At 56.7% G+C, this 25,414-nt stretch carries 24 protein-coding genes and 1 pseudogene; 23 read left to right on the top strand and 2 right to left on the bottom strand.

What is annotated here, in order from left to right; translation table 11 throughout:
- The 16 genes from MHN28_RS17705 to MHN28_RS17630 form a co-directional block, all read left to right on the top strand.
- Positions 1–659 (top strand): fumarylacetoacetate hydrolase family protein (locus MHN28_RS17705; RefSeq protein ID WP_239343901.1); only part of this gene is annotated, 659 nt, incomplete at its 5' end.
- Between the two features lie 37 nt (positions 660–696).
- Positions 697–1,647, top strand: a complete 951-nt coding sequence (locus tag MHN28_RS17700; RefSeq protein WP_239343900.1) for an MBL fold metallo-hydrolase — start codon at positions 697–699, stop codon at positions 1,645–1,647.
- A gap of 478 nt (positions 1,648–2,125) precedes the next feature.
- Positions 2,126–2,188 (top strand): DUF2783 domain-containing protein, encoded by a 63-nt coding sequence (locus MHN28_RS24920; RefSeq protein WP_304622133.1) that lies wholly within the window; start codon positions 2,126–2,128, stop codon positions 2,186–2,188.
- Positions 2,189–2,507: 319 nt separating this feature from the next.
- On the top strand, positions 2,508–3,272 hold the full coding sequence (locus MHN28_RS17690; RefSeq protein ID WP_239343899.1) for an IclR family transcriptional regulator: 765 nt from the start codon (positions 2,508–2,510) through the stop codon (positions 3,270–3,272).
- Between the two features lie 189 nt (positions 3,273–3,461).
- Positions 3,462–5,924 (top strand): FAD-dependent oxidoreductase, encoded by a 2,463-nt coding sequence (locus tag MHN28_RS17685; RefSeq protein WP_239343898.1) that lies wholly within the window; start codon positions 3,462–3,464, stop codon positions 5,922–5,924.
- A gap of 26 nt (positions 5,925–5,950) precedes the next feature.
- Positions 5,951–7,192 (top strand): Tm-1-like ATP-binding domain-containing protein, encoded by a 1,242-nt coding sequence (locus tag MHN28_RS17680; protein WP_239343897.1) that lies wholly within the window; start codon positions 5,951–5,953, stop codon positions 7,190–7,192.
- Positions 7,193–7,231: 39 nt separating this feature from the next.
- Positions 7,232–8,164: a tripartite tricarboxylate transporter substrate-binding protein gene (locus MHN28_RS17675; protein ID WP_239343896.1), complete on the top strand. Its 933-nt coding sequence runs from the start codon at positions 7,232–7,234 to the stop codon at positions 8,162–8,164.
- 84 nt (positions 8,165–8,248) lie between these two features.
- Positions 8,249–8,788 (top strand): tripartite tricarboxylate transporter TctB family protein, encoded by a 540-nt coding sequence (locus MHN28_RS17670; RefSeq protein ID WP_239343895.1) that lies wholly within the window; start codon positions 8,249–8,251, stop codon positions 8,786–8,788.
- Positions 8,789–8,795: 7 nt separating this feature from the next.
- A complete protein-coding gene (locus MHN28_RS17665; protein ID WP_239343894.1) occupies positions 8,796–10,322 on the top strand; it encodes a tripartite tricarboxylate transporter permease in 1,527 nt (508 codons plus the stop codon).
- A 4-nt stretch (positions 10,323–10,326) separates the two neighbouring features.
- The gene (locus MHN28_RS17660) at positions 10,327–11,814 is read left to right on the top strand and encodes an aldehyde dehydrogenase (RefSeq protein WP_239343893.1); all 1,488 of its coding nucleotides are present in this window, start codon (positions 10,327–10,329) and stop codon (positions 11,812–11,814) included.
- Between the two features lie 17 nt (positions 11,815–11,831).
- A complete protein-coding gene (locus tag MHN28_RS17655; protein WP_239343892.1) occupies positions 11,832–13,121 on the top strand; it encodes an aspartate aminotransferase family protein in 1,290 nt (429 codons plus the stop codon).
- Positions 13,118–14,074: a phosphotransferase enzyme family protein gene (locus MHN28_RS17650; RefSeq protein ID WP_239343891.1), complete on the top strand. Its 957-nt coding sequence runs from the start codon at positions 13,118–13,120 to the stop codon at positions 14,072–14,074. The genes MHN28_RS17655 and MHN28_RS17650 overlap by 4 nt, the downstream gene beginning before the upstream one ends.
- Positions 14,071–14,856 (top strand): SDR family NAD(P)-dependent oxidoreductase, encoded by a 786-nt coding sequence (locus MHN28_RS17645; RefSeq protein WP_239343890.1) that lies wholly within the window; start codon positions 14,071–14,073, stop codon positions 14,854–14,856. The genes MHN28_RS17650 and MHN28_RS17645 overlap by 4 nt, the downstream gene beginning before the upstream one ends.
- Positions 14,857–14,929: 73 nt before the next feature.
- Positions 14,930–16,282 (top strand): aminotransferase class III-fold pyridoxal phosphate-dependent enzyme, encoded by a 1,353-nt coding sequence (locus tag MHN28_RS17640; protein ID WP_239343889.1) that lies wholly within the window; start codon positions 14,930–14,932, stop codon positions 16,280–16,282.
- 116 nt (positions 16,283–16,398) lie between these two features.
- Positions 16,399–17,151 carry a metallophosphoesterase gene (locus tag MHN28_RS17635; protein ID WP_239343888.1) on the top strand — a complete coding sequence of 251 codons (753 nt, stop codon included), beginning with the start codon at positions 16,399–16,401 and terminating at the stop codon, positions 17,149–17,151.
- Positions 17,152–17,168: 17 nt separating this feature from the next.
- A complete protein-coding gene (locus MHN28_RS17630; RefSeq protein WP_239343887.1) occupies positions 17,169–17,387 on the top strand; it encodes a hypothetical protein in 219 nt (72 codons plus the stop codon).
- A gap of 128 nt (positions 17,388–17,515) precedes the next feature.
- Here MHN28_RS17630 and MHN28_RS17625 read toward each other — a convergent pair.
- Both MHN28_RS17625 and MHN28_RS17620 read right to left on the bottom strand, forming a co-directional pair.
- Positions 17,516–18,193, bottom strand: a pseudogene (locus MHN28_RS17625) (IS6 family transposase).
- A gap of 37 nt (positions 18,194–18,230) precedes the next feature.
- Positions 18,231–18,425 (bottom strand): hypothetical protein, encoded by a 195-nt coding sequence (locus tag MHN28_RS17620; RefSeq protein WP_239343886.1) that lies wholly within the window; start codon positions 18,423–18,425, stop codon positions 18,231–18,233.
- 262 nt (positions 18,426–18,687) lie between these two features.
- Between MHN28_RS17620 and MHN28_RS17615 the strand changes: the two genes are divergently transcribed.
- The 7 genes from MHN28_RS17615 (at position 18,688) to MHN28_RS17585 (ending at position 25,406) form a co-directional block, all read left to right on the top strand.
- Positions 18,688–19,164: a hypothetical protein gene (locus tag MHN28_RS17615; RefSeq protein WP_239343885.1), complete on the top strand. Its 477-nt coding sequence runs from the start codon at positions 18,688–18,690 to the stop codon at positions 19,162–19,164.
- Between the two features lie 151 nt (positions 19,165–19,315).
- Positions 19,316–19,633: a hypothetical protein gene (locus MHN28_RS17610; protein ID WP_239343884.1), complete on the top strand. Its 318-nt coding sequence runs from the start codon at positions 19,316–19,318 to the stop codon at positions 19,631–19,633.
- A 123-nt stretch (positions 19,634–19,756) separates the two neighbouring features.
- Positions 19,757–20,032, top strand: a complete 276-nt coding sequence (locus MHN28_RS17605) for a hypothetical protein (RefSeq protein WP_239343883.1) — start codon at positions 19,757–19,759, stop codon at positions 20,030–20,032.
- Between the two features lie 72 nt (positions 20,033–20,104).
- Positions 20,105–20,299: a hypothetical protein gene (locus tag MHN28_RS17600; protein WP_239343882.1), complete on the top strand. Its 195-nt coding sequence runs from the start codon at positions 20,105–20,107 to the stop codon at positions 20,297–20,299.
- Complete coding sequence (locus tag MHN28_RS17595) at positions 20,299–20,613, top strand: helix-turn-helix transcriptional regulator (RefSeq protein ID WP_239343881.1); 315 nt, start codon at positions 20,299–20,301, stop codon at positions 20,611–20,613. The genes MHN28_RS17600 and MHN28_RS17595 overlap by 1 nt, the downstream gene beginning before the upstream one ends.
- Positions 20,614–20,944: 331 nt before the next feature.
- Complete coding sequence (locus MHN28_RS17590; protein WP_239343880.1) at positions 20,945–24,289, top strand: adenylate/guanylate cyclase domain-containing protein; 3,345 nt, start codon at positions 20,945–20,947, stop codon at positions 24,287–24,289.
- A 40-nt stretch (positions 24,290–24,329) separates the two neighbouring features.
- Entirely contained in the window at positions 24,330–25,406 is a 1,077-nt protein-coding gene (locus tag MHN28_RS17585; RefSeq protein ID WP_239343879.1) for a hypothetical protein, read from the top strand.
- The last annotated feature ends 8 nt before the right edge of the window (positions 25,407–25,414 follow it).

Genomic DNA, 25,414 nt, shown 5'->3' with positions numbered 1-25,414 from the left:
TGGGCGCCATCGTCGGCACGCCCTCTGACGGGCCGATCTCGGTGCAGGAGGCGGACGACAACATCTTTGGCTATGTCCTGCTGAACGACTGGTCCGCACGCGACATTCAAGCCTGGGAATACCAGCCCTTGGGTCCGTTTCAAGCCAAGGCCACCGCAACTTCGATCAGCCCGTGGATCATCACCAAAGCGGCGCTGGAGCCGTTCCGCTGCGATACGCCTGAGCGGGAGTTCGAGCTGTTGGATCACCTGAAAGACTGCGGGCCGATGCTCTATGACATTGACCTGTCGGTCACGCTGGCCCCGGAAGGCAAGGACGCCACGATCATCGCGCGGACGAACTACAAAGAGCTGTATTATTCGGCAGCACAGCAACTGGCGCACCATTCCACATCCGGCTGCCCGATGAACACCGGTGATCTGCTGGGATCGGGCACCATCTCCGGCCCAACCAAACCCGAGCGCGGCTCGCTGCTGGAACTCAGCTGGGGCGGCAAGGAACCGTTGACTTTGGAGACCGGCGAGTCCCGCAGCTTCATCGAGGACGGCGACACGCTGACACTGCGCGGCGCGGCCAAAGGCGAGGGCTACACCATTGGCTTCGGAGATTGCACAGGGCAAGTTCTGGCGGCGCTCGACAGTCCTTACAAACGTAACTGAAACACGAAGACGCCCACAAGGGCACCGGAGGAAACCGATGGCTAAAGCATTCGCATCACAAGGCGACCTGACAGAAAAGAAGATCACGTTTGATGAGATCGGCGACGGGCTTTACGCCTTTACCGCCGAGGGCGATCCAAACTCTGGTATCATCATTGGCGACGACAGCGTCATGATTGTCGAAGCACAGGCGACCCCGCGCCTGGCCAATAAGGTAATCGAATGCGTCCGATCAGTGACCGACAAGCCGATCACTCATGTAGTCCTTACTCACTATCACGCCGTGCGTGTGCTGGGGGCCAGCGCCTTCAACGCACAGCAGGTGATCATGTCCGATGTGGCCCGTTCGATGGTCGTGGAGCGCGGGCAAGAGGATTGGGACAGCGAATTCCAGCGTTTCCCGCGCCTGTTCGAAGGGCATGAAAGCATCCCCGGCCTGACCTGGCCCACCACCACTTTTAGCGACAGCATGACCGTCTATCTGGGCAACCGCCGCGTAGACATCAAACAGATCGGTCGCGCCCATACGGCTGGCGATGCAGTGATCCATGTACCCGATCAGAACGTGATGTTCACCGGCGACATCGTCGAGGACCATTCGGCGTGCTATTGCGGCGACGGCCATTTCGAGGACTGGGGAGGAACGCTGGACGCGATCAAGGCCTATGACGTCGACGCCATTGCTCCGGGCCGCGGCGCTGCGCTGGTTGGAAAGGACGCAGTCGAGCGCGCCATCGAAAGCACTCGCGACTTCGTAAACTCAACCTACGGCCCGGCCAAGCGCGTTGCAATGAAGGGCGGATCGCTCAAGGACGCCTGGGACGCGGTGCGCGACTCCTGCGATCCCAAGTTCAAGGACTACGCGATCTACGAGCACTGCCTGCCGTTCAACGTCAGCCGCGCCTATGACGAGGCGCGCGGGATCGCCCATCCGCGCATCTGGACCGACAAACGGGATCTGGAAATGTGGGAACAGCTGCAAGGCTGATCCCCACCCATCTCAGCCGAACTTCGCAAGTTAGGTAATCCGGTGCTCCAGAACTGATATTCCCTCGTCTTCAAGTTTTAAGTCCGTCGATCAGGAAGCGCCCGATGCGGTGCGTCACCCGGTCGTCATTGTGGGCGGGAGCCCATCGGTTTGGCCACTGCGCTGGATCTGGGCCAGCAAGGCATTCCGACGCGTCGAAACTGATGCACAAAGACCCGACGACATGTGGCGTGTGGACTTCCAGACTGGCTGGGATGTGGACCGCAAGTAAGAGCTGAAGGAAAAAATGTGAGCAAACGCCGGATGCGATGCTGGGCGACGACGTAGAATATGAAATAGTCAAATCGTCGATCTACACCTTCCAGTGCCGCTGCATGAACAAGTTTCGCCATGGGCACATCCTCTTCGCCGGAGATACCGCGCATGAGGCTTGTCGAGTGAGGCAAGCAAAGCCCTGAACGTTCTTCTTATTCCCGTTATGGCCAATCACATCGGTGATCGGGCAATACTGAAACAGGCGCTTAAAGCTTCAAAAGACTGATCGCTGAAGGCAGTAAAACATCGCCCTTGCTACCCGTCCTTACGAACAACAGAGGCGAAAAAGGTGGTCGAGGGAACAAGAAACGACACCTTGCTGGTACCGACCACAGTTTCAATTTTTAACAACGTAAGTCCAAAATCATATGTACAGCTGCAGCAGGCCGTCAGGCTCGCTCGCGGCAGGGCGCAGGTGCGTTTTTCGCACCTTTGGTGCTTTGTGTGTTGGCGGTGGCGTCAAACTCGTGCCAAGTTGATATTTAGAAAGGGTTAAAGACCGTTTCAGACCATTGTTGGACGTAAATCGAAAGAACAAGGCCATCATGAAAACAGTCGACAAAGCCATGAGTCTCTTGCGTCAGTTCTCGCTGGAAAATCTGGAAATCGGATTGAACGAATTTGCGCGCGCCACCGGGGAGGACAAGGCCGTGGTTCGCAGGTTGTTGGTTTCACTCGCCAAACATGAGTTCATCGAACAAAATCCTGAGAACCGAAAGTATCGTCTTGGCCACGCTTTTCTGTCATTGGCTCGATTACGAGAAGCCACGGTTCCCATGATCAAGGCCACACAGGTCGTGTCGCAGTGGTTGTCGGCGCAAGCAAATGAAACCGTTCATGTTGGCATCCCCGGAGCAACAGGTATGGCGACCGTGTCCTTCACCTTGCCGCCGCGAGGGAACGTCATAAACCTCCGCCCCGCAGATTCATATCCCTACCATTCTTCGTCTTCTGGGCTCGCCTATTTGTCTTTCTGTTCCGACGAAACCCGAGAGCGGCTATTGGCGCAAAATCGTGAAAAACTGACTCGGTTTACCGTGACCGAAGCGGATGAACTCCTCAAACTCATAGCAGAGAATCGTGACCGCGGATATTCCACGACTCGCAACACCGTCGAATTGGGTGTGGCTAGTGTGGCGATGCCTTTTTTCACAGATGACAAAGATCCAGCAGGCACCATAGCAATTGCCGTTCCGGACCTGAATATGGACGACGCGCGCTGCGAAGAGCTAGCTAAGCTGTTGAAAACAGCAGTCGAACAACTTGAGACCGCACTGACCGGTTCTGCGCGGCGAACAAGCGTGGGATAACGCATTTCTTAGCGCATTTTTATCGTGGGTGCTATAATCGCACCACTGGTGCTTTTTTCTTTGCGCGACCCTGTTACTCTGCCACAAAATACGGGTTCGCGCGAATGAGGCCCGCACCGCAAAAGGCCTGATTTGCAACCAGTTGGAAACCTAGGGATTGCCTGCAAAGCGGGCTGAAAGGTTGTTGTGATGGCCCACTCTCTTCCCGGACAGGCACCTGTGGTGATTGTCGGCGGCGGTATTATTGGCGTGTCGACACTGTATCACCTGGCAAAGCGTGGCGTGCCAGCCGTTCTGGTCGAGCGTCGGAAAATCGCAAGCGGTACGACCTGGCATGCGGCGGGGATTGTAGGGCAACTTCGGGACAGCACAGCACAGACGGAACTGGGCAAATACACCGCGCGCCTGTTCCGCAATCTGGAAGAAGAAACCGGGCAGGCCACCGGGTACAAGCCGAATGGCACGATTAACCTTGCGATCGGCGATGTGCGGCACGAGCAACTGCTGCGCAGCCATGATCACGCGGTTCGGATGGGGATTGAGACCTTCCTGCTATCGCCGGAAGAACTGAAAGAAAAGTGGCCATGGATCGAAACGGATGACGTAAAATCGGCCTTTTTCGTGCCGTCAAACGGTCAGGTGAACCCGTTGGACGTTTCAGTGGCGCTCAGCAAGGGGGCCCGCGCCTTGGGGGCGCAGGTATTCGAGAACACCAAAGTCAATCAGTTGATCATCCGTGATGGCAAGATTACCGGAGTCGAGACGGACAAAGGCGTGATTGCCACAGACAAAGTGCTGCTGGCTGGCGGCATGTGGAGCCACCTGTTCGCCAAAGCGCATGGTGTCACGGTGCCGCTGCACGCGACCGAGCATTTCTACATCGTCACCGAACCAGTCGACGGTCTTCCAAAGACCCAGCCAATCCTCAACATCGCCGAAGAACGGACCTATTGGAAAGAAGATACCGGCAAGCTTCTGATCGGTTCGTTCGAAAAGCACGGCAAGCCTTATGGCAAGGACGGAATCCCCGAGGATTTCGAGTTCGACGAGCTGCCCTTTGACATGGAACATGTCGAACCGAACCTCGAAAAAATGTTCGAACGTATGCCCGCCCTGGGCGAGATGGGTATTCAGACCTTCTTTAACGGGCCTGAGAGCTTTACTCCGGACGGACGGCCCTATTTGGGCCCGACCAGCGAGATCAAGGGCTTGTTTGTGGCCACTGGTATGAACTCGAACGGCATTCTGAACTCGGGCGGTGTTGGCCTGACCATGGCGGAATGGATGACTGAAGGGGCTCCGTCGCGCGGGATGGGTCCGATGTTGGCGCGCCGGGCACACCCGTTCCAGCGCAACACCAAGTACAACCACGACCGCAGCGCCGAGTCCGTGGGTTTTCACTATGGCGTCAGCTGGGTTGGCCGGCAAATTCACTCAGCCCGCGGCGTGCGCCGCGTACCTCTGCATGATCGCCTCAAGGAAGCGGGCGCGACCTTTGCCGAGCGGATCGGTTGGGAAATACCGATGTATTTCGACCCGGAACAGAAAGGTTGGAACGAAGAACCAAACCTTTGGTGGAAAGACTGGTCCGGCCATGTGCAGGCCGAATGTCTGGCTGCCCGCGATGCCGCCGTGCTGATCGACCAGTCGATGTATTCAAAGATTCAAGTTCAGGGCCCGGATGCGGTCAAGGCGCTGAACCAGGTCTGCGGTGCGCAGATGGATGTTGAAGTTGGCACTTCGGTCTACACTCAGTTCCTGAACGCACGCGGCGGGATCGAAGCGGATGTCACCGTGACACGCACCGCACATGATTGCTTTATGGTCATCACCGGCCACCCCAGCCAGATGCGCGATCAGGGCTGGATCAAGGACCATGCCGATCCGAACTGGCGATTTGAAGTTTTCGACGCGACCTCGGGGTATGGTCTGATCACAATTCACGGCCCCAAATCCCGTGAGATTCTGGCGGCCATTTCAGGCGACGACCTGTCAAATGAGGCTTTCCCCTTTGGCGCGGCGCGCGAGATCGACATGGCCTATGCCCGCGGTTGGGCCATCCGCCGCTCGTTCCTTGGAGAGCTTGGTTATGAGTTGATGATGCCCACCGAATTCGTGGCTGGCGTTTATGAGGCGCTAATGGAGGCAGGCGAACCGCACGGCCTGCGCCATATGGGCATGTTTGCGATGAACGCGTGCCGTTTGGAAAAGGGCTTTCGTCACTTTGGCCATGACATCGCCGAAGATGATACACCTTTTGAAACCGGACTGGGCTTTGCCGTGGCACTGGACAAAGAGGACGACTTCCTCGGTCAAGCCGTTCTGGCCGAGCAGAAGGCAGGCGGCGCAGCTACCGGTTTCCGTACCGTGTCGTGTATTGTCCAGGGTGTGGATGCCAAAACCGGGCCTTACTTGATCCACAACGAACCGGTCTGGAAAGACGGCCACATCGTGGGACACGTGACGTCCGGCGATTGGGGATTCCGGCTTGAGGCGATGGTTGGTTTGGCCAGCCTGCACCGCGACGAAGGTGTGTCAAAAGCCTGGATCGACGATGGCGGCTTTGACGTGCAGATCGCCGGAAAAATGTATCCGCTGAAGGTACAGCTGGCTCCGTTCTACGATCCCAAAGGCGAGATAATGCGCGGTTAAGGAAGCCAAAACAAAGGGAGGAACTCATGGTGGACAAGACCATTCTGGTCATTGGTACCTACGACACGAAAAATGACGAGCTGGAATTTATGGCCAGCAAGATCCGTGCATTGGGGGGTAGTGTAACAACACTGGATGTCAGTGTGCTGGGAGACCCCGCCAAGCCCACCGACTATTCGAAACATGACGTGGCCGAAGCTGGCGGGAGTTCCATTCAGGCAGCTATCGACAGCGGCAGTGAACATGTGGCGATGCAGATCATGTCTGCGGGCGCCTGTGCGTTAGCCCGCCAGTTGCACAACGAAGGCCGGATTGACGGTGTGATCATTCTGGGCGGCACGATGGGTACAGATTTGGCCTTGGACGTCTGTCAGGCCCTTCCGATCGGTGTGCCTAAATATGTGGTATCGACCGTTTCCTTCTCGGCACTGATCCCGGCGGAACGGCTTTCGCCCGACATTCAGATGATCTTGTGGGCCGGAGGCCTCTATGGATTGAACGCGATCTGCAAATCCTCGCTGGCGCAGGCAGCTGGCGCTGTCTTGGGTGCGGCCCGCGCCGCGGAACCTGCGGTCAGCGGCCGCCCCGTGGTCGGAATGACATCGCTTGGGACGTCCTGCCTGAAATACGTCAAAACGCTCAAACCGGCACTTGAAATGCGCGGGTATGAAGTGGCGGTGTTCCACGCCATGGGCATGGGCGGCATGGCTTTCGAGCAGATATCAAGCCAAAATGGATTTGTCTGCGTTATGGATTTTGCCGGGTGTGAATTGGGCAACCTGATGGCTGGCTCTGTCGTAAATGCGGGCAAGGACCGGCATCGCGCAGCGGGTCGTGCCGGTATCCCGCAGATCGTGGCTCCGGGCTGTATGGACCTGATTGATTTTGCCGGCTGGCAGGACATCCCGGAACAGTTCAAGGACCGCCCAATCCACACTCACAACAAACTGGTCAAGAACACCTACTACAACGCCGACGAACGACGCGAAATTGCCCGCGAAATGAACAAACGGCTCGGGGAAAGCAAAGCCCCGACGCATCTGATCATCCCGCGCGAGGGGATCGAGGAGTGGGATCGCCCGGGTGGCGATTGTCACGACGCCGAAGGGCTGGCGGCTTTCATCGGGGAACTCAGCGCCACTGTCACATCCTCGGTTCAGGTCACAGAGCTGGACGCGCACATCAACGACCCCGAATTCAGCGCCGCCGCGCTGGAGATTTTCGACCAATGGGTTGCCGACGGAACAGTGCCCGCAGGCACCAACTGACCAAACTACGCAACAATTTTCGTCACTAGGGAGGACATTATGACGAACGTTTTCAAAATGGCTTGTGCAGCCACCATACTTAGCGCAACAGCGGCTCTCGCCGAATACCCGGAAAAGCCGGTTTCCTTTGTCGTGCCATTCCCACCGGGTGATCTGGAGGACGTGCTAACACGCATCATCGCCGACAAGTTTCAAGAAATGTACGGGGTTCCGGCAGCCGTGGTAAACAAACCCGGTGGCGGGGGTGGCCCGTTCCCGGGCGCCGTCGAGGTGGCAGGCGCACCCGCGGACGGCTACACGATCGGCTCATTCGTAATCGATGTGCCTGTCGTGGGGCCGGAGATTGGCATCCCCGAATTGAGCCCGAACCCGTTCGATCCGGTCGGCATCTTCATGACCTACCCGTTCGTGATCGCCACCCTGAAAAGCCAGCCCTATAGCAATTGGGAAGAACTGGCTGACTACGGCAAAGAGAACGATGTTTCGCTTGGGCACTACGGTTCGTTCCTGGCGCCGACACAGGTGACGTTCGCTGCGGCGCAAAAGACCGGATGGGACTTTGGTTCCGAGGCTGCGTTCGATCTGCTGGACTGCAACGTTCTGGCCTCTGGCGATGTGGATATCGTCAATGCCACGATCCAGACCCTGTTGCCCTGCATCGACGATCTGACGATCCTCGCAACTATCGGCGAAGAACGTACTCCGCTGACACCGGATGCACGGACCGTGGGTGAAATCGTTCCCGAACTGCCCCTGTCGCTTTGGAATGGTCTATTTGTGCCCAAGGGCACTCCGGATGATGTGAAAGCCAAGATCGAAGCGGCCGCCACTGCGGCACTGGAAAGTGGCGCTGTTAAGACACTGTCGCAAGAAACCGGCGTGCTGATCTATTGGAAGGACGCCGCCGCATCAAATGCCCAGATCGAGTCGGACATTGAGGTCAACGGCGTAATCACAGAGCTGCTGGAGTAAGGCGAATGTGTGAGGGGTAGTAACCCCTCACACGCTTCCAGAGCGATAAATCAGCTCGCTTCAGATCAGGGAAGAGGACCAGTCGTGACACGCATCAAGTTTTTCCAGGAACTGTTTCAAAGATACCGGCGCCCAGGAGACAAAGTTTTTGCTGTTGTGTTCCTGCTGTTCGCCCTCTTCCTGCTTAGCCAACTGGGCGAACAAACCCAGTGGGTCAAGCGCACGAAATGGTTTGCACAGCCATCTCTTTGGCCGACCGTTGCGGTGTGTGGGATGGTTATATTTAGCGCCTTTCATGCGTTGGGCTCATTTGTTTCTCCGCGCATCCCGGGCCGTTGGACCGAGGTCGTATTCTGGCTTCGCTCGCTGGAGTATGTGCTGTACTTCCTGGTCTATGTGGTTCTGGTGCCGCTGTGCGGGTACCTTCCAACAACACTGGTTTTCGCTCTTTTTCTGGCGCTGCGGGCCGGGTTCCGCAGCAAGCAGGCATTGGGGCTAGTCTTGCTGTTCGCGTTCAGCGTCGCGATCATTTTCCGTGGCTTTCTACAAGTCAAAATCCCAGCCGGACAAATTTACAACTACCTTCCCGATGCGCTTCGAGCCTTCGCGTTGACCTATCTCTGAGGCTGACATGGACACTCTTCTTTCCGGTATTTCGCTTCTCGCACAATGGGACGTAATGATCGCCCTGGTCATCGGCTCCATCGGCGGCGTCATCATCGGCGCGCTGCCCGGTGTCGGCCCCGCAGTTGCAATTGCCATTCTGTTGCCCGCAACCTTCGCATTCGAGCCGATCGTCGGCCTGACCCTTTTGTTGGGGATTTACGGCTCGTCCATGTACGGCGGTGCCATCCCCGCAATTTTGATCAATACGCCTGGCACGCCGGTGAATGCACTGACAACCTATGATGGTTATCCCATGACCAAACGCGGTCAGGGGCACCGGGCATTGTCACTGGCCTATTCCGCGTCTTTCTTCGGCGGCATCTTCTCTGTCGTCTGCCTGATCGTGCTGTCGCCCCTTCTGGCGCTGATCGCACCGCATTTCGGCAGCCGAGAGATTTTTCTGGCCGCGTTCATGGGCATTCTTCTGGTTGTTGTGGCGCATCGCGGGCAGACCTTTGCGGCCGGTATGCTCGCCTGTTTCGGTATTTTTCTGAATACTGTCGGTCTTGAGCCCGTCAAATACACCCGACGCTTCACATTCGAGCAAAGCTGGCTGACGTCGGGTTTCGATCTGATCGTGGTGGTGCTGGGATTGTTCGCGATCAGTCAGGCGTTCTTGCTGTTGATAGACAAGGATCACGCGCCTGGCGACACGCATGTCGATGGCAACATGTTTTCTGGTTTGAAAGAGTTGCTGGGGATCAAACGCATCGCAGGCGCCGCCTCCTCCCTGGGCGTCTTGATGGGTATGATCCCCGGCGTCGGTGAATTCACCGCGCAATTCCTCTCTTACACCTACGCGCAAAAAACGTCGAAAGACCCGGAATCCTTCGGCGACGGCTCTCCCGAAGGTCTTGTCGCATCCGAGGCCGCAAACAACGCAGTCCCGGGTGCGGCGATGATTCCGCTGCTGGCACTTGGCATCCCGGGCGAGGCGCTGACAGCGATGATGTTGTCGGTGTTCTATGTCCACAACGTGATCCCCGGCCCGCAACTGTTCGAAAACCAGCTGGACTTTGTCATGGCGCTTTATGTGGCGCTGATTTTGCTGAACGTGATCGTTCTGGTGTTCCTGCTGTTTTCGACCAATCTGTTGTTGAAAATCATCCAGATCCCGACCCGGTTCCTGGGCATCATGATCCTGACCCTGTCCTTCATCGGCGTCTATTCCCTGCGCAACTCCATCACCGACTGTGCCGTTGCTGCGGGGTTCGGGGTGTTTGGTTTGATCCTTAAACGGCTCAACCTGCCGATCGTTCCGATCATTCTGGGCATGGTTCTGGGCGGCATCATGGAGGTCAAGCTGCGCAGCGCCATGGCGGCGGTCAAAACTCCGATCGATTTCATCAGCCGTCCGATTGCCGCGATCATCTTCGTCATGATCGTCGGCATCCTGATCCTGCACGTCCGCACCCTGATCAAAGAGCACAAGGCAAAGACCAAACCCGAACCGCTCGGGCCGGACACTGAACATTCAAGCCAGCAGGGATAACGACATGCTGAATCAGGAAAAAATCGACGCGCTGCGATATGCCGACATTCCCTTGCAAGGACATTTTGTTGATGGGCAAATCGTTCCTTCAGCCTCGGGCAAAACGCTGGACGTTCTGTCCCCGATCAACGGTCAGGTCATAACCCGGATTGCCGAAGGCGAAGCCGAGGACATGAATCGGGCCGTCGCCGCTGCCCGGACAGCGTTCGAGGACGGTCGCTGGTCTCGTATGGCCCCTGCGACGCGAAAGAAAGTGCTATTGCGTCTGGCCGACCTGATCGAAGAACGGGCGCTCGATATCACGGTTCTGGGGGTTCGCGACAATGGGACCGAGATCAACATGGCCCTGAAGGCCGAAGCCCTGTCTGCAGCCCAGACCTTTCGATACTACGGCGAGGCAATCGATAAGGTCTATGGCCAGATCGCCCCGACCGCGCATAACATTCTGGGCCTCGTTCATCATGCTCCGGTCGGGGTCGTCGGCGCAATCGTTCCGTGGAATTTCCCGCTGATGATCGGCAGCTGGAAGATTGCTCCGGCTCTGGCTGCAGGCAATTCCATCGTGCTCAAACCGGCAGAAAGCGCCTCGCTGTCTTTGTTGAAAATCGCCGAACTGGCGGCAGAGGCAGGCTTGCCCGACGGTGTTTTCAACGTTGTGACCGGCAAAGGCAGCGTCGTGGGCGAGGCATTGGCGCTGAGCATGGATGTGGACATCATGGTCTTCACCGGTTCCGGTGCCACTGGGCGCCGGTTGCTGGAATACTCGGCCCGGTCGAACCTGAAACGCTGCTACCTCGAACTGGGCGGCAAATCCCCCAACATCGTGTTCAATGATGCGAAAGACCTGGCCGAAGCCGCCAAAGTCTCAGCGGCGGGAATCTTCCGCAATTCCGGTCAGGTTTGTATCGCCGGGTCGCGCCTTCTGGTGCAGGAAGACATTGCCGAGGATTTCATCGCGGAAATGGTCCGCCACGCGCAGGGGTATCGCATTGGCGACCCATTGGATTTGAACAGTCAGATCGGCGCTGTGCATTCACTGTCGGAACTCGAGGCCAATCTAGCCTTTGTAAACCGCGCCGAAGCCGAAGGGGCCGAATGCCGATCGGGCGGTCAGCGTATCCTGGAAGAATCCGGTGGGTACTACATGCAGCCCACGATCATGGCCGAGGTCAAACCGGACAGCGATCTGTTTCAGAACGAAGTGTTCGGGCCGGTTCTGGCAGTCACCACATTCAGGGACGAGGACGAAGCGGTCACGCTGGCCAATTCCACAGTCTATGGCCTGTCTTCGGGTGTGTGGACGGCCGACCTCAGCCGCGCCCACCGCATGGTCGACCGTATCCGCGCCGGGATCGTGCATGTGAACACCTATGGCGGTTCTGATCTGACCGTACCGCTGGGAGGTGTGCGCCAATCCGGCAATGGCCACGACAAATCGCTGCACGCGATGGAGAAATACTTCGATCTGAAATCCGCCTGGATCCAACTTTAACTTCAGGAATGACTGCGATGGCACTCTCTCCCAAATCTGCAGAGCTGATTGAACGGCGCAGCAAACTGCTGGGGCCTAACGTCTCGACCTTTTATGACGAACCCGTTCATGTCGTGAAGGCCGAGGGTGTCTGGCTGTGGGATGCGGATGGGCGCAAGTATCTGGATTGCTACAACAACGTGCCGCATGTCGGGCACTGCAATCCGCGTGTGGTTGATGCGATCTGCCGTCAGGCTTCCACCCTCAACACCCATACCCGCTATCTGCATGATGGTATTCTGGACTATGTCGAGAAACTGACCGGCACCATGGACGCGTCGCTGGACACGGCGATCATGACTTGCACCGGGTCCGAAGCCAACGACATTGCCCTGCGCATGGCCGAAGGCATGACCGGTAAGCGAGGCATCATCGCCACCGATGCGACCTATCACGGCAACACGTCACTGGTCAGTCAACTGAGCAAGTCGAACGTGCCAACAGTTGGCTTTGGCTTGGGTCAGTATTTCCGCTTTGTCGAAGCGCCAGACAGCTATCGCCACCCTGACCCCGACGGCACCAAATTCGCCGACACGGTGGCCGAACAGATCGCCGAGCATGAGAAATCCGGCATCGGCTTTGCCGCGCTGGTGGTCTGCCCCTATTTCCTGAACGAAGGCTTCCCAGACAATCCTGACGGCTGGCTGAATCCGACGGCGGAAGTGGTGCGCAAGGCCGGAGGTCTGCTGATCTGTGATGAGGTTCAGTCGGGCTTTGGCCGCACTGGCACTCATATGTGGGCACATCAGAAGATGGGCATCGTGCCAGACGTGATGACGCTGGGCAAGCCTATGGCCAATGGCCATCCGGTGGGGGCCGTGGTGACACGGTCCGAAATTCTGGCGACCTTCCGCAAGGGGTACCGCTATTTCAACACCTTCGGCGGCAATCCGGTCTCGTGCGCTGCCGCCATGGCGGTGCTGGAAGAGATAGAAGACAAGCAGCTTCTGGCAAACGCCAAAACCGTCGGCGACCATGCCCGCGCGCGGTTGGAGTCATTGCAGCATAAGTACGACTTCATCGGCGATATACGTGGGTCGGGCCTGATCTTCGGGGCCGAAATGGTGTTGGATGGCGATTCCAAGGAACCTGCCAGCGAGTTTACCGACCGCGTGATCAATGAAATGCGCCAGCGGGGCATCATTCACTCCAAACTGGGACGGCACAAGAACACGCTAAAGATCCGCCCGCCGATGCCATTCTCCAAAGAGAATGCCGATCTGTTGTTCGACACGCTGGATGACGTATTGGCGGAAACATCGCTATGACCGTTGCAGAGACGATCGAAAAGACACTGACGCTTTGGGGTTTCGAAGGTGCAGATTGTCGCTTGATCGCAGAGCGTGAAAACCGGGTGTTCAGGGTCAATCATCAGGGTAACGCTTATGCCCTCCGTCTGCATCGCCCGGGGTATCGAACCGATGCCGAGCTATGGTCGGAACTGGAATTGGTGGCCGCACTGGCGAAAGGCGGGCTATATGTCCCTGCCCCGATCGCTTCGGCTTCGGGAAAATTCTTGCATGTGGTGGACGGGATTCAGATCGACGTTCTGGCCTGGTTGTCCGGTGCTCCAGTCGGAAAGACAGGGACCACACTGGACATTGGCGACCGCGCTGGCCTGTTCCGCGGTATCGGGCGTGAAATGGCACGGATGCATGTTCTGACCGACGCATGGACCCCGCCCGAAAGCTTTACCCGCTGTGCCTGGGGCCGCGCCGGACTTGTCGGTGAGAACCCTGTATGGGACCGTTTCTGGGACAATCCAACCCTCTCTGACGAAGACCGAACCTTGTTCCTGAAGGTCCGGAAGGTTGCGGATCAGGAATTGCAACGGCTTGAGCCGGATTTGGACTATGGACTGATCCACGCCGATCTGGTCCGTGAAAACGTGTTGGTTGACGGTGACAATTTGCAACTGATCGACTTCGACGACAGTGGCTTTGGATTCCGGCTGTTCGACCTCGCCACGACCCTGCTCAAGAACCACGATGAGCCCGACTATCCCGAGCTGCGCGCTGCCTTGATCGAGGGGTACAGATCTGTGCGCGACATCGACACCACGGCGCTGGACCTGTTCGTACTGCTCAGATCCGCAACCTATGTGGGCTGGATCATCACCCGGATGGAAGAAGACGGATCAGAAATCCGCAACGAAAGGTTCACGCACAACACCCGCAAACTGGCGGAGACCTATCTGGCGGGTCGGGAGGAGTCATCATGAACCGCTTTCACGGCAAAACCGCAATCATCACCGGAGCCGGAACGGGTATCGGTGCCGCAACCGCCTGTCGCATTGCCGAAGAAGGCGGCAGTGTCATCCTGACCGGACGGCGGGTCGAGCCGATCGAGGCCGTGGCCACCCGCTGTGGTGGCGTTGCGATTGCAGGGGATGCGTCATCGGCGGACCACATGGATCACCTCGTCGCCACTGCACGGGACAAGTTCGGCGGGCTTGACGTGATGGTCTGTAATGCCGGTGGCTTTGGGTTTGGGACATTGTCGGACATCACGGATGACGATTGGGCCAAGGCCGTACAGGCGAACCTGAACACAGCCATGGTGGCCGCACGGTCCGCGATGCCTGCCCTGATCGAACGGCGTGGCAACCTGCTGATGATGGCGTCGATTGCCGCATTGGCTGCAGGCCCCGAGGCGTGCGGATACGTCACCATGAAGCACGGGCTACTGGGCTTGACCCGGTCGATTGCGCGAGACTTCGGCAAAAAGGGCGTTCGCTGTAACGCCATTTGCCCGGGGTGGGTGCGTACAGAGATGGCCGACGCTGAAATGGCAGAGTTAGTCGAGCAAAAAAACCTGACTTCGATCGAAGAGGCTTATGCCCTTGTGACGCGCGACGTGCCGATGGGCCGTCCCGCCACTGGCGATGAGGTCGCTGCCGCGGTGGCATTTCTGTGCTCGTGCGATGCCTCCATGATTACCGGCGCAACCCTGACCGTGGACGGCGGGGCAACCATAGTCGACATCCCAACGCTGGCATTTTGATAACTCGGCTCTGTTTGAGCTACCGACGACCCGAAAATTTGATGCCGACAGGCAATCTACGGAGAAACATGAAATGAAAGACTCCAACTTCTTGAAAGAAAACAACGCACGGCATTTCTGGCACCCGATGGCGCATCCCGCCGACAGCCAGAAGAACCCGCCCACCATCCTGACCGGCGGTGAAGGGGTCAGCATCGTCGATATTGACGGACACAAGGCCATCGACGCCGTTGGCGGTCTTTGGAACGTCAATCTGGGTTATTCCTGTGACCCGGTAAAGCAGGCGATCTCCGATCAATTGAATGCCCTGCCCTACTATTCAACGTTCCGGGGCACCAGCAACGACAAGGCAATCGAACTCTCGTACGAGCTGGCTCAGTTCTTCGCCCCCGATGGGCTGACCCGCGCGTTTTTTACATCAGGTGGTTCAGATTCGGTCGAAATCGCGCTGAAACTGGCGCGGCAGTATCACAAAGTGCGCGGCGAGGCCGGGCGTACCAAGTTCATCAGTCTGAAACAGGGCTACCACGGCACCCATTTCGCCGCCGCCTCGGTCAACGGCAATCAGAAGTTCCGCGCCGCCTACGAACCGATGCTGCCGGGTTGCTTCCACATCCCTGCCCCCTGGACTTATCGCAATCCATTCGACGAGACCGACCCCGAACGCCTGGCGCAACTCTGCGTCAAAGCGCTGGAGGCCGAGATCGCCTTTCAGGGCGCAAACACCGTCGCAGCCTTTATCATGGAACCGGTTCTGGGCGCAGGCGGTGTGATCCCGCCGCACAAAAGCTTCATGCCGATGGTGCGCGAGGTGTGCTCGAAACACGGGGTGTTGCTGATCTCGGATGAGATCATAACCGCGTTTGGCCGCACCGGCAGCGAAAGCGGTGCGCGGCATTGGGGGGTGCAGCCCGATATCATGACCACCGCCAAGGCTATCACTAACGGCTATTTCCCGTTTGGCGCAGTGATGATTTCCGGTACGGTCGCCGAAGTGTTCGAAAGCGACACCACCGGCAAAGCCTCGGTGGATCAGGGGTACACTTACTCAGGTCACCCTGTTGGTGCGGCAGCAGCTCTGGCCGCGCTTTCGGAAATCAATCGACTGCGGGTTTGGGATAATGCAGGCCCGCGCGGGGATGAGCTGTATGTCGGATTGAAAAAGTTGGCCGATAAGTATGATGTGATTGGCGATGTGCGCGGCGGCGAAGGCCTGATGTGCGCGCTGGAACTGGTCTCGGACCGGTCAACCAAAGCGCCCGTCGCAAAGAATCTGCCGTTGCAGGTGCAAAAGGCGGCCTATGAGGATGGTGTGATGGTCCGGGTATCGGGCAACAACATCATCTTGTCGCCACCGCTGATCATTACATCTGACGACGTCGCCAAGATCCTGTCTGCGCTCGATACCGGTCTGGCGACACTGTAAGGAGGGCCTTTTGGGTCGTGCGGGAGCGTTTGCTCGCTTGACCGCGAGTGCCGCTTTATCGTCGACCGAACCGACTTGCTTGTAACAGATCAGGATTGAGACAGAAGGAAGCTAATATGACCGCTCCGATCTATGCCATTGGCGATATACACGGACAGCTGGGACAGCTTGAAACCGCGCTGTCCCGAATAGAGCGAGATGGCGGTCCAGATGCCCAAATCGTGTTCCTGGGCGATTACATAGATCGCGGTGCACATAGCCGCGAGGTGATCGATCTGCTGATCGACGGCCTTGCCAAGGGCCGCAATTGGGTTCCTCTGCTGGGCAATCACGACCGTATGTTTGCGATGTTCATGGAGGATTACCCCCGCCATGACTCTCAGTTTCTGGTTGGATATCATTGGCTGCACCAACGGATCGGCGGGGTGGAAACGCTTCGGTCCTACGGGGTGGAAGTGTCCGATGGGGATCGGCTTTATCAGGTGCATCAGCGCGCGCGCGCCGCGGTCCCGTCAAACCACATCGAATTTCTGCGCAACTGCCCCTATTTCCACCGGCAGGACGAGTTGCTGTTTGTTCACGCTGGCATCAAGCCCGGGGTGCAATTGCAGGATCAAAGCAAAGATGACCTGATCTGGATCCGTGGTGAATTCCTTAACGAGACAAGAGAGCATCCATGGTTGGTGGTGCATGGGCATACACCAGTGCAAAAGGCGGAACATTGGGGCAACCGCGTGAATCTGGACTCAGGCGCTGGCGTAGGGCGTGCGATAACCGCCGCTGTGTTCGAAGGGCGGACCTGCTGGGAATTGACAGATCAAGGCCGCGTTCGGCTGGACCCTAAGTTCGGTGTGGCATCGACAACTTAGTGTAGGTCGGGCTCAGGGTGCGTTTCGGCACATCGTCCAACGAGGCGACAAAAGCGGTCGACATCATCACCCGGCACGGCCCGCTTGCGATCATGGTCGGACTACTCAGCACCCTGATCCTAGCCCCGTCCCGGGCTTCGGATACCATCCCTTGGCGAAGAGCTGAAGGCGCCAAGCTGAAGCTGTTCAATCGCGGCACTGCCTTTGCCCAGCTGCTCGGAAGGGGAAAATCGTGAACTTCACCTTGCCGCTCGAAAACTTCCCGACCTGATCGGCAAAGTACTGGTGCGCCAGCCCTTCGGCACGTTCGGGGGTTCCGTCGCAAATACCTTTGAAAGCAGCATAGATGGAGCTGGCGAGCAGATTATCCTGGCATTTGGACCAACTGCTGAAGCGGCGAGAGTCCGGGAGTGAATTGACCCTTGCGGATCATGTTCACCAGTTCGATACCAGCCAAGGCAGATGCTGCTGAATAGAACGACTTAAACCACAGCATGGGCCTGATCCGTCGTTTGATAAATAGACGATCCTGTTGGATGATATTATTGAGTTACTCCTGCCTGACCATCTCGATTGGTATCGTGTAACCAAAGCACTTGGGCATCTTGTTGATCGCCTTGATCCCGGCTTTATTCGCTCCGCTTTTGTCGATAACAATCTTGCGTGGTAGCTCGTTACCTTCGAGCGCGCGGGCAAAAAAGCTTCGTTGCTGCAGCTTTGTTCCAGCGCTTGGACAGCATGAATCAAGCGTTTTTCCGAACTTGTCGATGGCGCGATACAGGTAAACCCATTCACCCTTCACATATGATGCATCCAAACGCCATGAACGGTCGGCAGGGCGCTTTCTATACCGTGAAGCATCGGCTACAAGACCGGCATATCAGCTGACCCAGCGGTTCAGCGTCGCGTGATCCAGATCAACGCCACGTTCCGCCATGATTTCTTCCAGATCCCGGTATGAATCGCCGTATCGGAGATAGAGGAAAACCGCGTACAGAATCACCTCTTTCGGAAAATGCGCACCCTTGAATGAGATATTCACTGTCTGCTCCCGTGAAATTTGAGCAGCCGATGGGTGCCTATCTTTCGACCGTCAACGCACTGCTCAGCCGGTTCGGATCAGAAATCCGCACGAACCTCGCCAGCATCGATGCGCTGGGTTCAAGCGGCGGAGGAACCGCGAGCGGCCGGCTGACGCTGTTAAAGATCCCGGCCAGCAGATTGTGGAAGCGGCCGAGCTGGTCTGGGACTTTTACCGCCGCTTGTTCAGCCAACGTTAGTCCCGCGCCGGCCTCAGGCTTCAAACCGCGGACCAGATCGTCCTTGATTGCTACAGAACGGTTTATACAGGGTTGGGAACTGCGCGTTCGATCCTAACCCCGCCGCCGTTCTCATTCATGGCTTCGGGTTTAGGTTCCGCAACCTGGCGCGGGGGCGTTCGGGTTGCTCATCTGGGTCGACTGCCCGACCCTTTCCCCCTTGTGCAATTGCCGCACCACCGGCTGCTAAACCCCTGGACGCTTGGCGCGGTTGCACATGAAATCGGACATAACTGGCGAGCCGACCTCGGTCTCTGGCAAGCCTTTCCGTGTGAAACCGCACGACGTGCCCTGGCAACCGTTGCACCCTGCGAATTGCAAAGATCTGGGCGTCGAGTTTAGCGGCAGAGGTGAGCCGGAAAAGCCGACCAAAGCCGATGATGGAAAAAAGGACGACGTCTATTCCGAACCGCGCGCGGAATCCGATGCGCCTTGCACACGTGAGTTTTTCAAGGTTCTGCGCCGGGTCCGGCCTGAATCCGGAGACTGGCTGGAAAACCTTGACCGCAACGGCAAACAAGGTGCGCGCCTGATCCGTAGTGAAATCGACCGAATTGCCGCCAAGGCCCAAAATTTTCGGCCGAAAACCCCCGACAAAGACAAGGACGAGCCCCTGATCGCGCGCTTGGTTGCGCTTTTCGTCGGCGAACTGGAGCAGGCATCAACACAGATCGGCCGTCTGCTAGACGGCTGAGCATTTTTGAGAACCCAGGCATTTGGAGATTCCCATGTCCACCTTCGAAGAATTCGACAAACGCCGCAGGAACCTTGAGGAACTCAAGACCGAAGCCTGGCGAAAACTGGCTGAGGAACATCCCAACGATCCGTAGGCACAAGCCCTTTTGATGTCACGGCTGAACGCGCTGGACGAAGCCGTTTTTGGATCTGACCGCACGTCGCTGAGCCCCGTCAGGATCGGGACACTTGGCATTGCTGCGGAATCGGACGCGGATAGGCTGGAGCAAATGCACTCGGGGAACCGACCGCCCGGATACGACGACCATGTCAGCTATCAGCGCCTGATCGCAGTTCCGCAATTGTATTTCCTGGCCCATATCGAAAAGGCGGGTCTGTTCCGCTCGGTCGCAAAGTTCGTTGAGCTGTTCAACTCGGGCGAGGTTCGGCTTCCGGCGGTCGCAGCGCGCAGCTCTTGTATCAGATAGACCGCACGCGTCTAACTCGGTATTCAGCGCGTGATCGAATGCACGCCTATTCCCGGGTCATCAGCAACACGCGGGTGACACCCCCTGCCGGAGCCAGACCCAACCCTGCCTTTCATCAGTTTTTTGACCTTCATCCGCTCGGTAGTAAAGTTCAACCGCGATCGGCGCGTTTCGGATGTCATCCGGCCCGGCAACCAGCGCGGCAATTTTGGCAGTGTAGCCACTGTTCGCCGGGCCGGAATCGAGCTTCGCAACAACCTCAAATCGGCATCATACGGCTATGTGAATGGCTTGCGGCAGAATGTCTTACAGTTGCAGGCCGTTTGCGTCGACATTCTTAGCGCGCCGGATATGCAGAACCCGTTCAGCACCGAAGACGTCTGGGAAACCATGGAGTAGGTGCTGCGCCAGTACCTGAAAACGGAAGCTCGCGTATCGGAACGGCTACGGCTTGCGGAAGCAGGCGGGAACATGCTGCTCTGGCTTGCCGCACCCCATGTTACCATGCGCGATCGTACTGTCTTTCAGGCCAGCCTCGACGACATCTCCGATGACGCCGAAGAATGGCTGACAGTCGCCGCGTCACTGGGGGAATTGAATGCGCCCTCTGCGTTCCGCGCGATACCCGTTGGTAACGTGGTCCCAATGCGCCGGAGGGCCGTCTGATGCAGATGACCCTTATCCCGGATCGCGCCTCGCTTATGACCTCAAGTGCCCATTGGTCGGCTGACCTGCCGCTGCCGCCCCGCGGATGTGAAGCGCTGCGCCTGGTGGCGTCCGGGCTAACCAACAAAGAGATCGCAGCCGTATTGTACATCAGCGAGTGGACCATCCCGACTCACATGCGCAGAAAATTCGGCAAGCTCGATGTGCATTCCAATGTCGCAATGGTTCGCCGCGTTCTGGGCATAGTCGCCGCCGCCGAGCGCCGCAGTCACGAATCCTTGAATTGGACAAGAAGTGGGTTTTTCGGATCGTGACCACAAGCGGCTATCAGTACATTAATCAAACTGCCCGTTAAGCCCAAACATCGCGACAGAACTCGCGGGAACCGATGCCAAGCGGACACGATGAGGCGGCACGGCGGACTGTTTGTAGGGCAAACTCAAAGATCGACGCTTGTGTATTTAAAACTTCATCATAGTTACTTACCAATGTGTAAGCCATGATCTGGCACTGGAAACACTTCAACGGCCAGGAGTGCATCCATGAAAGGAAAGTGCTATACCAGCGTGGAATTTCTAATGCACGGCGCAAGCAACGCAGCGATAAATACACTGACCGAATAAGAATTCCAGGATCGATCCTTACATGGCACAGAGTGTTTCTTCTCTCTCTAGTTGGCTGGAAGAAGCCGGATTGGGGAAATACGCTGACGTTCTGCGGAGGGCTGCGATTGATATTGATATGATCGGCGAACTTACCGAGGCCGATTTTATCGAGCTGGGAATCCCGATTGGTGATCGCCTACGCCTGCGCCGCCATTTTCAGGCATCGCTGGCTGCGCAACCAAGAGACACCTTCGGCTCCAGAACGTCTTCAATTTCGGAAACGACGACTGAGCACCGGCAGATAACAGTTCTTTTCAGCGATATTGTCGGCTGGACGGCTCTTTCAACCGAATTCGACTCGGAAGACCTTAGTGAAGTTATTTCCGACTGCCGCGCGCGGTGGACAAAAGCCATCGAACGTTATGACGGGTTCGTCGCATTCCGGCTTGGGGATGGGATGATGGCCTTTTTCGGCCACCCGCAGGCCTACGAAGACAATGCTGAACGCGCAATTCTTGCGGGCCTCGACATTGTGAAATCGGTCAGGGAAGTTCGCGATGAATCCGCGTCCGAGATTGCGCGCAGGCTTGCGGTTCGGGTAGGTATCGCAACCGGAAAGGTTCTTCTGAACAAGAAATCGACGGCGGAGTCGGAAGAAATCGATGTTCTCGGCTTCACGCCGAACTTTGCCGCTCGGCTGCAGGGTGCAGCAAGCCCCAATTCTGTCGTCGTCAGTTCGACCACTGCATCAATGGCATGGCAAAGGTTCCACTTTCTGGCACATGACGGCGTAAATCTGAGGGGGATAGAAGGCCCTCTGTGCATATACGAAGTGCTGCGTAAAGTTGGAAGCAGCGAAAGCCCAAAGCACCAGATTGGCCAGGTGCGCAGCGAAATAATCGGCCGCGATCATGAAATTGGAATACTGAATGACCGGTGGACAGCCGCAACACAGGGTGACGGGCAGGTAATTGTATTATCGGGCGAAGCCGGGATCGGAAAATCTGCTATTTCGGACGAGTTGCTGAAACAGGTCAAACCTATGGAAGCCGAGACCCTGAAGCTTGAATGTCGATCCTACTATTCCAACAGCTATCTGCATCCCGTAATTGATTATGTGAGCACCAAAGCGCAGATAGCCGATGGTGACACACCCGAGCAAAAGCTCGAAAAGCTGCATGCTTTCCTGAATCTCAAAGGCATTCACAACACCAACGATCACGCCACGATCGCAAACATGCTGTTTTTCGAAACCGGCTCTGACGAATATCTCTCGATGTCGTCAGAGAGACAGAAGGCAGAGACAATAAAATGCATCGTCAAACTGCTTCTGAACTCGGCGGACTCGCGGCCAAAGATCATTCTCTTCGAAGACACGCATTGGGCTGACCCGACGTCGCTAGAGCTACTGCAAGCTCTGGTCAGTGAGATTCGAACTCGGAACGTTCTTTTGATCATCACAACCAGAGAAGATGAGACCAGGCTGGTGAAAAGCCAACCTAACGTTTCCAGCCTTCGACTGAGCAGATTGTCTCGGCCTCAAGCGGCGCAGGTGATCCGCAACTGGTCGCCTGGCGTCGTTTTGTCAGAAGGCCTTGAGACACAGATCCTGAGCAAAGCGGACGGCATCCCGTTTTTTCTGGAAGAGCTGACAAAAACCGTACGCGCCAACATGGCCTCCGACACCCGCGCAAAACGGGATAATGTGCCGCCGGAAACATATGTGACCATCCCGGCGACCCTCTATGACTCGCTGCTGTCACGTTTGGACAGATCCCCCGAAGCTCGCAAGCTGGTGGGTTGTGCTGCAGTGATCGGTCGGGAGTTTTCCGAGATCCTTCTGTCCCGGATTTCAAGGGTCAAGCGGGACGAGACGCGGCGAATACTGTCCGTACTCATCGATGCGGGCCTGTTGATTGATGATCCGGGCAAAAAAGACGGCGTTTTCCAGTTCAAACACGCTTTGGTGCAAGATACCATCTATGACGGATTGACACGCAAAGCCCGGCGCGAGCTGCATTCACGTATTGCTTTCGTTCTTGAAAACTCCAGTTCGGACACTGTCAAGAAGTCACCAGAGATTCTGGCACAACACTTCGATTTGGCGAATAACAAAGCAAAGGCCCTCCAATACTGGGAGGCCGCAGGCCGCCTGGCAATGGAACATTCGGCGACAATGGAAGCGCTTACCCATATTGAGAAAGCGCTATCCGTCATTGACGAAAAGCCCGTCGAACAAGAGACGGTACGACGGAAAATCACGCTCCAGACGACTTATGGTGCCGCGTTGACAAGCGTAAAAGGCTATACTGCACCAGAGACCGTGCGCGCCTATGAAGACGCGTGGCGGTTGTCCAATTCCGGAGCCGACAAGACCTGCTTTCACGAGATTCTCTACGGGATGTGGAACTCTGCGCAGGTCGGCTCGGATTATGTTCGCGCGCAGGAACTCGCGGATGTCTGTCTCGACTTTGCCGAAGAGCAAGACGACGAAGTAACCAAGCTTGTTGCTCATAACCTTGGCGGAGTGACATCCACGCTAAGGGGCCATCACAAGCGGGCTGAATTGCACCTTTCGAAATCGGTGGAAATCTATGACCCTTCCCGCTTCCAGTCGCTTGCGATCAGAACCGGCGAAGATCCCGGTGTCGAAAGCCTGTCTTATAGTTCGCTTAACAAATGGTTCATGGGACAACCGAAGGCCGCGCTTGAGTTTGCTGACAATTCACTAAGACTGGCAAAGGAAATCGCCTATAAGCAGTCCTTGGTTTATTCATTGGCAATGCGCGGCGTGCTGCTGCATTTTAGCTCAGAGTATGACGAACTCATTGAAGTGTCAGAGGAAATTATCAGCCAGTCAAAAGTCCATAACTATCCCTTCTTTGTGGAGTGGGGTCGCAACCTGAAAGGCTGGGCTCTTACCAAAAAAGGTGAGCACGACGAAGGAGCAGACCTGTTGGCGAATACGTGGCGACAGGGTTTCACAACCATGCTGCACGCGAAGGTCTATTTGGAAACCGGTGACAAAGACCTGGGACTCGGCTTGATTGACGAGGTCATTTCCAAGCAACCATGGCTTGCCCCAGAAGCACAGCGGGTCAAGGGTGAACTTTTGTTGCTTGGGTCAGATAGCGACAGCGACGCCGCCCACCGCTGCTTTCTGGATGCTTTTTCTCTGGCCGAGCAACAGGGCGCGGCAAGCTTTATGCTAAAAATTGCGCTCAGCATTGCGGAAAACGCACCGGCACTCGGTCCGAACGGTCCGGCCGTTGAGTATCTGAAAAAGGCCATTGCAGGCGTTGATCTTTCCAGCAGTTCTTTCGATCTAACAAAAGCCGGCAAATACCTTGAGCAGTTTAATGGGAATTCACCAGATGTTGCATAGAAAATTCGAGGCAAACAAGCCCGACTCTGACGAGGCGGTCTTGTCATTTTTTCATAGCCTCCGCCGGATTGACCGTAACTTGCAATTCCCCGAAGGCTCGGGACAAAGGCTTCAGGATCTGGAGCTGAAACCGTTTCCTTTCAACAAAAGCCATCTTTTTGAATGCATCGCCAGACAACAGCCCGTTCTTTACAGCGACTTTCCGCGACCATTGGCTCGCGGTTCCGATGGGGGCCATGTCTGCGCGCCCGACCAATTGGCGGCTCAGTTGGCACGGTGCACCGCACCCGACACGTATCGGGTGCGGCTGGGAACCGGCGACGAAAAACGACACCTTACCATTGCTGAAATACTGCAACGCTGGCGGCAGTCCGGTGTGGTTATGGGGGTCACCGACCTTCCAGTTCGAAATGGCCCGTTGGCCGAGTATTTTGATGTTGATTTCCTTAAGCCCTGGAACCTGATGCCCAACGCATCCGACGAAATCCGCGAGCTGGAAATGCTGACAGCCGTTTTCAGCACCGCAGGCAAGTTGACCGACTCTCATTCCGATGACATGGCGGTCTGCAATCATTGCTGCGTGGGCAGCAAACTCTGGCTGGCGTGGGAGACCTATGAAGGGCTTGATGCAGGGCTGGAAGATGTCGAACGCGTTGATTTGAATGCAAAAGCCCGTTTCGATCCCGAAGCCTTCCTTTCGTTGAAAAGCGCATGTTGGTTTATCGTTCAACCGGGCGAAACCATTTTTCTCCCCGGCAAGTTCACGCACCGGGTCTATACGCTGGAAAACTACATTGGCGTTGGCAGTTTTTATGTCGGGTTCAGCAATCTGCTGCATACCGCGCGGCGCTGGATGACACACGGATCGCTTTGGGACCCCGTGGCCGACGGCCCAAAAGGGCAGCATGCAGACAAGTTGCTTGAATTTGGATCGGCTGAATTGATGAAAGTGCTACAGGCTGACCAAGAAAAACAGCGCGATTTTGGAACCGATGCCATTTCCGTCGCACTGGATCATATCAACTGGTCTGATCCTGACGTTATGGGAATAGTCAAAGCCCGAACCAGCTTTGCGCGCGCGGCAGAAGCCCTGCGCAAAGCTGGAAAGAAAACGTGATCCCACTG

Origin of the sequence: Ruegeria sp. Ofav3-42, assembly GCF_022347725.1 — a bacterium.
Lineage (GTDB): Bacteria > Pseudomonadota > Alphaproteobacteria > Rhodobacterales > Rhodobacteraceae > Ruegeria.
This window is presented reverse-complemented; position numbering and strand designations above follow the sequence as displayed.

Bases quoted from the DNA above. Each gene is read 5' to 3' on its own strand.
- MHN28_RS17700 (WP_239343900.1), top strand. From the start codon at position 697: ATGGCTAAAGCATTCGCATCACAAGGCGACCTGACAGAAAAGAAGATC.
- MHN28_RS17690 (WP_239343899.1), top strand. From the start codon at position 2,508: ATGAAAACAGTCGACAAAGCCATGAGTCTCTTGCGTCAGTTCTCGCTG.
- MHN28_RS17685 (WP_239343898.1), top strand. From the start codon at position 3,462: ATGGCCCACTCTCTTCCCGGACAGGCACCTGTGGTGATTGTCGGCGGC.
- MHN28_RS17680 (WP_239343897.1), top strand. From the start codon at position 5,951: ATGGTGGACAAGACCATTCTGGTCATTGGTACCTACGACACGAAAAAT.
- MHN28_RS17675 (WP_239343896.1), top strand. From the start codon at position 7,232: ATGACGAACGTTTTCAAAATGGCTTGTGCAGCCACCATACTTAGCGCA.
- MHN28_RS17665 (WP_239343894.1), top strand. From the start codon at position 8,796: ATGGACACTCTTCTTTCCGGTATTTCGCTTCTCGCACAATGGGACGTA.
- MHN28_RS17660 (WP_239343893.1), top strand. From the start codon at position 10,327: ATGCTGAATCAGGAAAAAATCGACGCGCTGCGATATGCCGACATTCCC.
- MHN28_RS17655 (WP_239343892.1), top strand. From the start codon at position 11,832: ATGGCACTCTCTCCCAAATCTGCAGAGCTGATTGAACGGCGCAGCAAA.
- MHN28_RS17650 (WP_239343891.1), top strand. From the start codon at position 13,118: ATGACCGTTGCAGAGACGATCGAAAAGACACTGACGCTTTGGGGTTTC.
- MHN28_RS17645 (WP_239343890.1), top strand. From the start codon at position 14,071: ATGAACCGCTTTCACGGCAAAACCGCAATCATCACCGGAGCCGGAACG.
- MHN28_RS17640 (WP_239343889.1), top strand. From the start codon at position 14,930: ATGAAAGACTCCAACTTCTTGAAAGAAAACAACGCACGGCATTTCTGG.
- MHN28_RS17635 (WP_239343888.1), top strand. From the start codon at position 16,399: ATGACCGCTCCGATCTATGCCATTGGCGATATACACGGACAGCTGGGA.
- MHN28_RS17615 (WP_239343885.1), top strand. From the start codon at position 18,688: ATGAAATCGGACATAACTGGCGAGCCGACCTCGGTCTCTGGCAAGCCT.
- MHN28_RS17610 (WP_239343884.1), top strand. From the start codon at position 19,316: ATGTCACGGCTGAACGCGCTGGACGAAGCCGTTTTTGGATCTGACCGC.
- MHN28_RS17600 (WP_239343882.1), top strand. From the start codon at position 20,105: ATGCTGCTCTGGCTTGCCGCACCCCATGTTACCATGCGCGATCGTACT.
- MHN28_RS17595 (WP_239343881.1), top strand. From the start codon at position 20,299: ATGCAGATGACCCTTATCCCGGATCGCGCCTCGCTTATGACCTCAAGT.
- MHN28_RS17590 (WP_239343880.1), top strand. From the start codon at position 20,945: ATGGCACAGAGTGTTTCTTCTCTCTCTAGTTGGCTGGAAGAAGCCGGA.